The sequence below is a fragment of the Streptomyces hainanensis genome, assembly GCF_004348415.1.
Taxonomy (GTDB): Bacteria; Actinomycetota; Actinomycetes; order Streptomycetales; family Streptomycetaceae; genus Streptomyces; species Streptomyces hainanensis.
In genome coordinates, this window is the sequence record NZ_SMKI01000493.1 from 1 (window position 1) to 5,492 (window position 5,492).

At 72.3% G+C, this 5,492-nt stretch carries 7 protein-coding genes; 1 reads left to right on the top strand and 6 read right to left on the bottom strand.

The features are described from left to right. Positions 1-16 precede the first annotated feature (16 nt). The 4 genes from E1283_RS30885 to E1283_RS30900 all read right to left on the bottom strand — a co-directional run bounded on the left by E1283_RS30885 (position 17) and on the right by E1283_RS30900 (position 3,536). Entirely contained in the window at positions 17-337 is a 321-nt protein-coding gene (locus E1283_RS30885) for a hypothetical protein (RefSeq protein WP_132821478.1), read from the bottom strand. After that, positions 334-687: a WhiB family transcriptional regulator gene (locus E1283_RS30890; RefSeq protein ID WP_132821483.1), complete on the bottom strand. Its 354-nt coding sequence runs from the start codon at positions 685-687 to the stop codon at positions 334-336. The genes E1283_RS30885 and E1283_RS30890 overlap by 4 nt, the downstream gene beginning before the upstream one ends. 124 nt (positions 688-811) lie before the next feature. Continuing rightward, positions 812-1,144 carry a hypothetical protein gene (locus tag E1283_RS30895; protein ID WP_243745222.1) on the bottom strand — a complete coding sequence of 111 codons (333 nt, stop codon included), beginning with the start codon at positions 1,142-1,144 and terminating at the stop codon, positions 812-814. Between the two features lie 154 nt (positions 1,145-1,298). Next, entirely contained in the window at positions 1,299-3,536 is a 2,238-nt protein-coding gene (locus E1283_RS30900; protein ID WP_207930593.1) for an ATP-dependent DNA helicase UvrD2, read from the bottom strand. Between the two features lie 182 nt (positions 3,537-3,718). On the opposite strand from E1283_RS30900, the gene E1283_RS30905 reads away from it, so the two are divergent. Then, positions 3,719-3,991 (top strand): glutaredoxin domain-containing protein, encoded by a 273-nt coding sequence (locus E1283_RS30905; protein WP_132821481.1) that lies wholly within the window; start codon positions 3,719-3,721, stop codon positions 3,989-3,991. Positions 3,992-4,032: 41 nt separating this feature from the next. Here E1283_RS30905 and nudC read toward each other — a convergent pair whose 3' ends face one another. Further along, positions 4,033-4,959: an NAD(+) diphosphatase gene (nudC, locus tag E1283_RS30910; RefSeq protein WP_132821482.1), complete on the bottom strand. Its 927-nt coding sequence runs from the start codon at positions 4,957-4,959 to the stop codon at positions 4,033-4,035. 10 nt (positions 4,960-4,969) lie between these two features. Next, positions 4,970-5,492, bottom strand: a 523-nt coding sequence (locus tag E1283_RS30915; RefSeq protein WP_165956308.1) for a PD-(D/E)XK nuclease family protein, incomplete at its 5' end; no start/stop codon positions are given.

A 5,492-nucleotide genomic window follows, 5' to 3' on the forward strand; every position in this document is an offset into this window, starting at 1 on the left:
GTGGGTGGGTGTGGTCCTAGCTCAGCACCGCCTGGGCGAGCGCCCTGCGGGCGCGCCGTGAGGCGCGCTCCGCGCGGCGCTGGAGGCGGGCCGACCTGCGCTCCAGCCGGTTGGCGAGAGCCAACTGGTCGGCGGCGCGTTGGGATTCGGCTTCGCGGGCTCGTTCAGCCATATGGGAACGAGCGAGCGCTTCTGGGATGAGATGCAACTTCCTGGTCCTGTTCAGCTTCTGGCGCGGCGAGCGGGCCGCGGCCGGTTCTTCGGTGGGGAGGTTCATGTGGGGATCACGTCGTGGGCCGTACGCCGCCGGCCGACCGATGGTGCCTTGGACGTTCATGCCGTGACCGGGTTCTTGCGGGGGCGGCCACGAGGCCGCTTGCGGGGCACCACGACGCCCTGGACGAACAGCTCGCCACCCCACACCCCCCAGGGCTCACGGCGGTCCTTGGCACCGGCCAGGCAGGCCTCGCGCAGCGGGCAGGTCCCGCACAGCGACTTGGCGTACTCCACGTCCTCCGGGGTCTCCGCGAAGAAGACCTCGGGGTCGTAGGAGCGGCAGGGGACGCTGTCGTCGAGTCGCTCGATGGCTTCGTCGAGCTCGTTCAGCGTGTACAGCGGGGTCACAGAAGTCTCCGGATCGGGTGGTGAGGTGAGGTCAGGTCGGGCGGCGTACGGCGCGAGTGGCACGGTCGATTCCTCGTCGTCGTTGTCGGTCTCCGGCTCGTGGCCGGAATCGGCTGGCAAAACAGAAGGGCCGCGGATCCCGGTGTGGGTTCCGCGGCCCTGGTAGGTGCCGACCTGATCTCGCCGATCAGGCTGGATCACTCCAGGGATCGAGCCCGCGGAGGGCCCACATCGTGTGGTGCTGGGTCTTCTGCTGTCCGAAGAGCTGCTGTCCGAAGAGCTGGCTACCGGCGCCGGCCGCATTGGCGGTGGCATAGGCACCCATGTGTGCCTTCACCGCTACTGCTGCGGGCGCCTGGATCGGTCGCTCACTGGCGGCGGCCTCGCGAATCACGGCGGAAGCAGCCGGACGCACGGCAACGCGAGCGGACAGACGGGTGCCCGACAGCGGGACGTCGCCATCAGCCAGGAGAAGGCCGACGAACGCGCGGTCGATCAGTTTGGTCGTGATACTGGCCACGGGACTCGCCTCCTTCTGGCGTCTCGACGAGCAGTCTCTGCTGCTCACAACGGGCACTTCGGTACAGCTCAGTACAGCACGGCTCCGGGAGAAGCGGAAGACTCCTCCGGCGCCGTGTGCAGCACGCTATGCGCACCGCTCCGGCGCGCGCAAACTATTTTTCCGGGGATTCCTCGGAAGTCTCGGCCGCGGCCTCCGGCAGCGGCTGACCGGCGCACATGGCCAGCACGTCGGGACCGAACTGGCGCAGCTTGTGCGGGCCCACCCCGGAGATCTTGCCCAACTCGCGCTCGGATCCCGGCACGTTCTCCGCGATCGCCATCAGCGTGACGTCGGTGAACACCGCGTACGGCGGACGGCCCAGATCCCTGGCCCGCACCAGGCGCCACTCCCGCAGCCGCTCGAACAACTCCTCGTCCATGGTGGAGGGGCAGTCCACGCAGCGCCGGAGCTTGATTTCGGCCGCCTCGGTCAGGGTCCGCCCGCACACCCGGCACAGGACGGGCCCCCGCGCCCGGCGCCCGCGCGCGCCGGAGCCGCGCTCCACGCCCCCGGCGCCACCGGCGCCCGCCCCCGCGGACACGCTGGAGCCGGGCCGCAACCCGTCGAGGAAGCGGCTGGGCCGGCGGGAGGCCCGGCCGCCGGGCGAGCGGGACAGCGCCCAGGACATCGTCAGGTCACGCCGAGCCCTGGTGACCCCCACGTAGAGCAGGCGGCGCTCCTCCTCCACCTGCTCGGGCGTCTTGGCGTGGGTGATCGGCAGCATCCCGTCCGTCAGGCCGACGAGGAACACCGCGTCCCACTCGAGGCCCTTGGCGGTGTGCAGCGAGGCCAGCGTGACGCCCTCCACGGTGGGGATGTGCTGGGCCGCGGCGCGCTCGTCGAGCTCGGCCACGAAGTCCCGCAGGGTGGCGCCCGGCCTGGCCCGCGCGAACTCCTCGGCGAGCCGCACCAGGGAACTCAGCGAGTCCCACCGCTGGCGGACGGCGCCCGAGCCGGCCGGCGGCGTGGGCGTCCACCCGGTGGTGGCCAGCACGGCGCCCACCTGCGCGCCGAGCCCCTCGTCCGCCGCCTCGGTCAGCGCCGGGTCGTTGCCGGCGGCCCGGGAGGCGCCGCGCAGGGCGAGGCCGGCCTGCCGGATCTCGGGCCGCTCGAAGAACCGCTCGGCGCCCCTGACCTGGTAGGGAATCCCGGCGTCCGACAGCGCCTGCTCGTAGATCTCGGACTGGGCGTTGATCCGGAAGAGCACGGCGATCTCGCTGGCCGGCACCCCGCCGCCGCCCTCCTCGGTCGGGGCGAGCAGCTGCCTGATCCGCTTGGCGGTGGCCTCGGCCTCGGCCGGCTCGTCCGGGTGCTCGGCGAAGACCGGCTCAGGCCCCGCCGGCCGCTGCGAGACCAGCTCGAGACGGTTCTCCGCGGCCCGCCCCTTCGCCTGGGCGAGCAGCCCGTTGGCCAGGTGGACCACCTGCGGTGTGGAGCGGTAGTCCCGGACGAGCTTGACGACGGTGGCCTCCGGGTGGCTGAGCCGGAAGTTCAGCAGGTGCTCGGGGGTGGCGCCGGTGAAGGAGTAGATCGTCTGGCTGGCGTCCCCCACGACGCACAGGTTGTCGCGCTCCCCCAACCACAGTTGGAGCAGCCGCTGCTGGAGCGGGCTGACGTCCTGGTACTCGTCGACCACGAAGTGCTGGTACTGGCGGCGCACCGTCTCCGCGATGTCGTGCCGGTCGGTGAGGATGCCGACCGTCAGCAGCAGCACGTCCTCGAAGTCGATGACGCCGCGGTCTCGCTTGAGCCGCTCGTAGGTGCCGTAGATCCGGCTGATCTGGGCCGGGTCCGCGGACACCTCGCGGCCGGCCTTGGCGAGGGCCGCCGGGTACTCCTCGGGGATGGTCTGGGTCAGCTTGGCCCACTCGATCTCGCCGGTGACCTCGCGGAGCTCCGCCCGCTCCAACCGGACCCGGTTCCTGGCGGCGGCCTCCGCGACCAGCTGGATCTTCCGCTCCTCCACCCGGGGCACTTCCCCGCCCACCGCCTTGGGCCAGAAGTACTGGAGCTGCCGCAGCGCCGCGGAGTGGAAGGTCCTGGCCTGGACCCCGCCCGCGCCCAGCTGGCGCAGCCGGCCACGCATCTCGCCCGCCGCCCGCTGGGTGAAGGTGACCGCGAGCACCGTGGCCGGCTGGAAGACGCCGGCCAGCACCCCGTAGGCGATGCGGTGGGTGATCGCCCGCGTCTTCCCGGTGCCGGCACCGGCCAGCACGCACACCGGCCCGTGCAGCGTGGTGGCCACCTCCCGCTGCTCGGGATCGAGCCCGTCGAGCACGGCGTCGGCCGAGTCGGGTGTGGTGGGGAAGGATCCGGAGGGGAGGGGCGAGGCGTGCGGTGCTGATGTCACCCCGCCATGCTGCCAGGTCGCCGGAGGCCCGTGGGGCGGGTTGTCCACAGCCCGCGGAATTTGTCGTACCGGCCCGTGTGTTGTCCTGGAGCGAGGAATCGGCCCCCATCGGGACGACCGCACGACCGCGACGACGACCGCGTACGACGACCGCGACAACGACCATGACGAGGAGCAGGACGATGCAGGGCACCGTGACGATGTACAGCACCCCGTGGTGCGGTTACTGCCGCCGGCTCAAGGGCCAGCTGGACCGTGAGGGCATCGCGTTCACCGAGATCGACATCGAGCAGGACCCGACCGCGGTGGCCCTGGTGGAGAAGGCCAACAACGGCAACCAGACGGTGCCCACGGTCGTCGTGGCGCCCGCCTCGGGCGGCCCCGAGGTCACCATGACCAACCCCTCCCTCGCCCAGGTGAAGGAGGCGCTGGTCGGCGCGCCCGTCGCCGACTGAGCCCTCACACCGCGCGGGTACATGGCGCGGGCCGCCGGCCCTCAGACCAGCGGCTTGCCGTACCACATCTCGATCAGTCGGGCGGCGATGGAGATCCCGGCCGGGGGCAGCACCTCGCCGGACTCCATGGCCGCCCGCAGGTCGTCCCGCGAGAACCAGCGGGCCTCCTCGATCTCCTCGCCGTCCACCGTCAGCTCGGACGTGGTGGCGCGGGCCACGAAGCCCAGCATCAGGCTGGACGGGAACGGCCACGGCTGGCTCGCGACGTACGACACCTCGCCGATCGCGATCCCGGCCTCCTCGCGGACCTCGCGTATCACCGCCTCCTCGATCGACTCCCCCGGCTCCACGAAGCCGGCCAGCGTCGAGAAGCGGCCCTCGGGCCAGTGCACCTGCCGCCCGAGCAGCGCCCGGTCCGACTCGTCGAGCACCAGCATGATCACCGCCGGGTCGGTGCGCGGGTAGTGCTCGGCGCCGCAGGCCGGGCAGCGCCTCACGTGGCCGGCGGCCGCGATCACCGTGCGCTCGCCGCAGCGCGAGCAGAACCGGTGCAGCCGCTGCCAGTTCTCCAGGGCGACGGCGTGCACCAGCAGTTCGTTGTCCCGCTCGGACAGCAGCGCGGCGGCCTCCCGGAGCCCGGCGGGCCTGGCCGCCTCGTCCATCCGGCCCGGCAGCGAGTCCTTCTGGAGGGCGAAGTAGCGCACGCCGTCCTCGTCGGTGCCCAGGAAGTACCGGTGGGCCTCGGTGAGCGGGGCGTCGAACGACGGCATGGTGACCAGCTCGGTGCGCCCGTCCTCCGTGTCCTCGATCAGTGCCTGGCCGCCGGAGACCACGAACACCCTGGTGGTGGGATGACTCCAGGCGGCGCCCAGCCACGCCTCGTCGAGGCGGTGCCCGGCGCTGCGGTCGATGCCGCCTGTGCCGGTGAGCGGGATCGGCTGGACAGCGTTGTCCGAGGTGGTACGCATACTCAGAAGACTAACCGGGGTCGTTGGGCTCCCAGGAATCCTCCCCCAGCAGCAGCCGCTCGATGCCGCTGCGGCCCGGCAGCACGGTGGGCCGCACCAGCTCGCCGCTGCGCACGTACAGAAACGCCGCGCTGACCTGGCCCAACCGCAGCCCGTGGCGCTCGGCCCAGGCCAGCCGGTAGATGGCGAGCTGGAGCGGGTCGGCCTCCTGCCGCCTGGCCGTCTTCCAGTCGATGATCTCGAAGCCGCCGCTCGGCGTGCGGTACACGGCGTCGATGCGGCCGCTGATCACCCGGCCCGCCAGCTGGATCTGGAAGGGCGCCTCGACGCGGTACGGCCGGCGCCCCGCGTACGGTGTGCGGGCGAACGCCTCCTTCAGGGCGTCGAGCTCCCGCTCGTCCCTGATCTCCGAGTCCGCGTCGGGTTCGCCGCCTGGCAGCTCGTCCAGGCCGAGCATGGGCAGCGGCAGCTCCTCGAACCGCGACTCGACCCAGGCGTGGAACCGGGTGCCGCGGCGGGCCGCGGGCTGGGGC

Excerpts from the sequence above, each read along its gene's own strand:
- E1283_RS30885 (WP_132821478.1), bottom strand. The coding sequence starts at position 337 with ATGAACGTCCAAGGCACCATCGGTCGGCCGGCGGCGTACGGCCCACGA.
- E1283_RS30905 (WP_132821481.1), top strand. The coding sequence starts at position 3,719 with ATGCAGGGCACCGTGACGATGTACAGCACCCCGTGGTGCGGTTACTGC.
- nudC (WP_132821482.1), bottom strand. The coding sequence starts at position 4,959 with ATGCGTACCACCTCGGACAACGCTGTCCAGCCGATCCCGCTCACCGGC.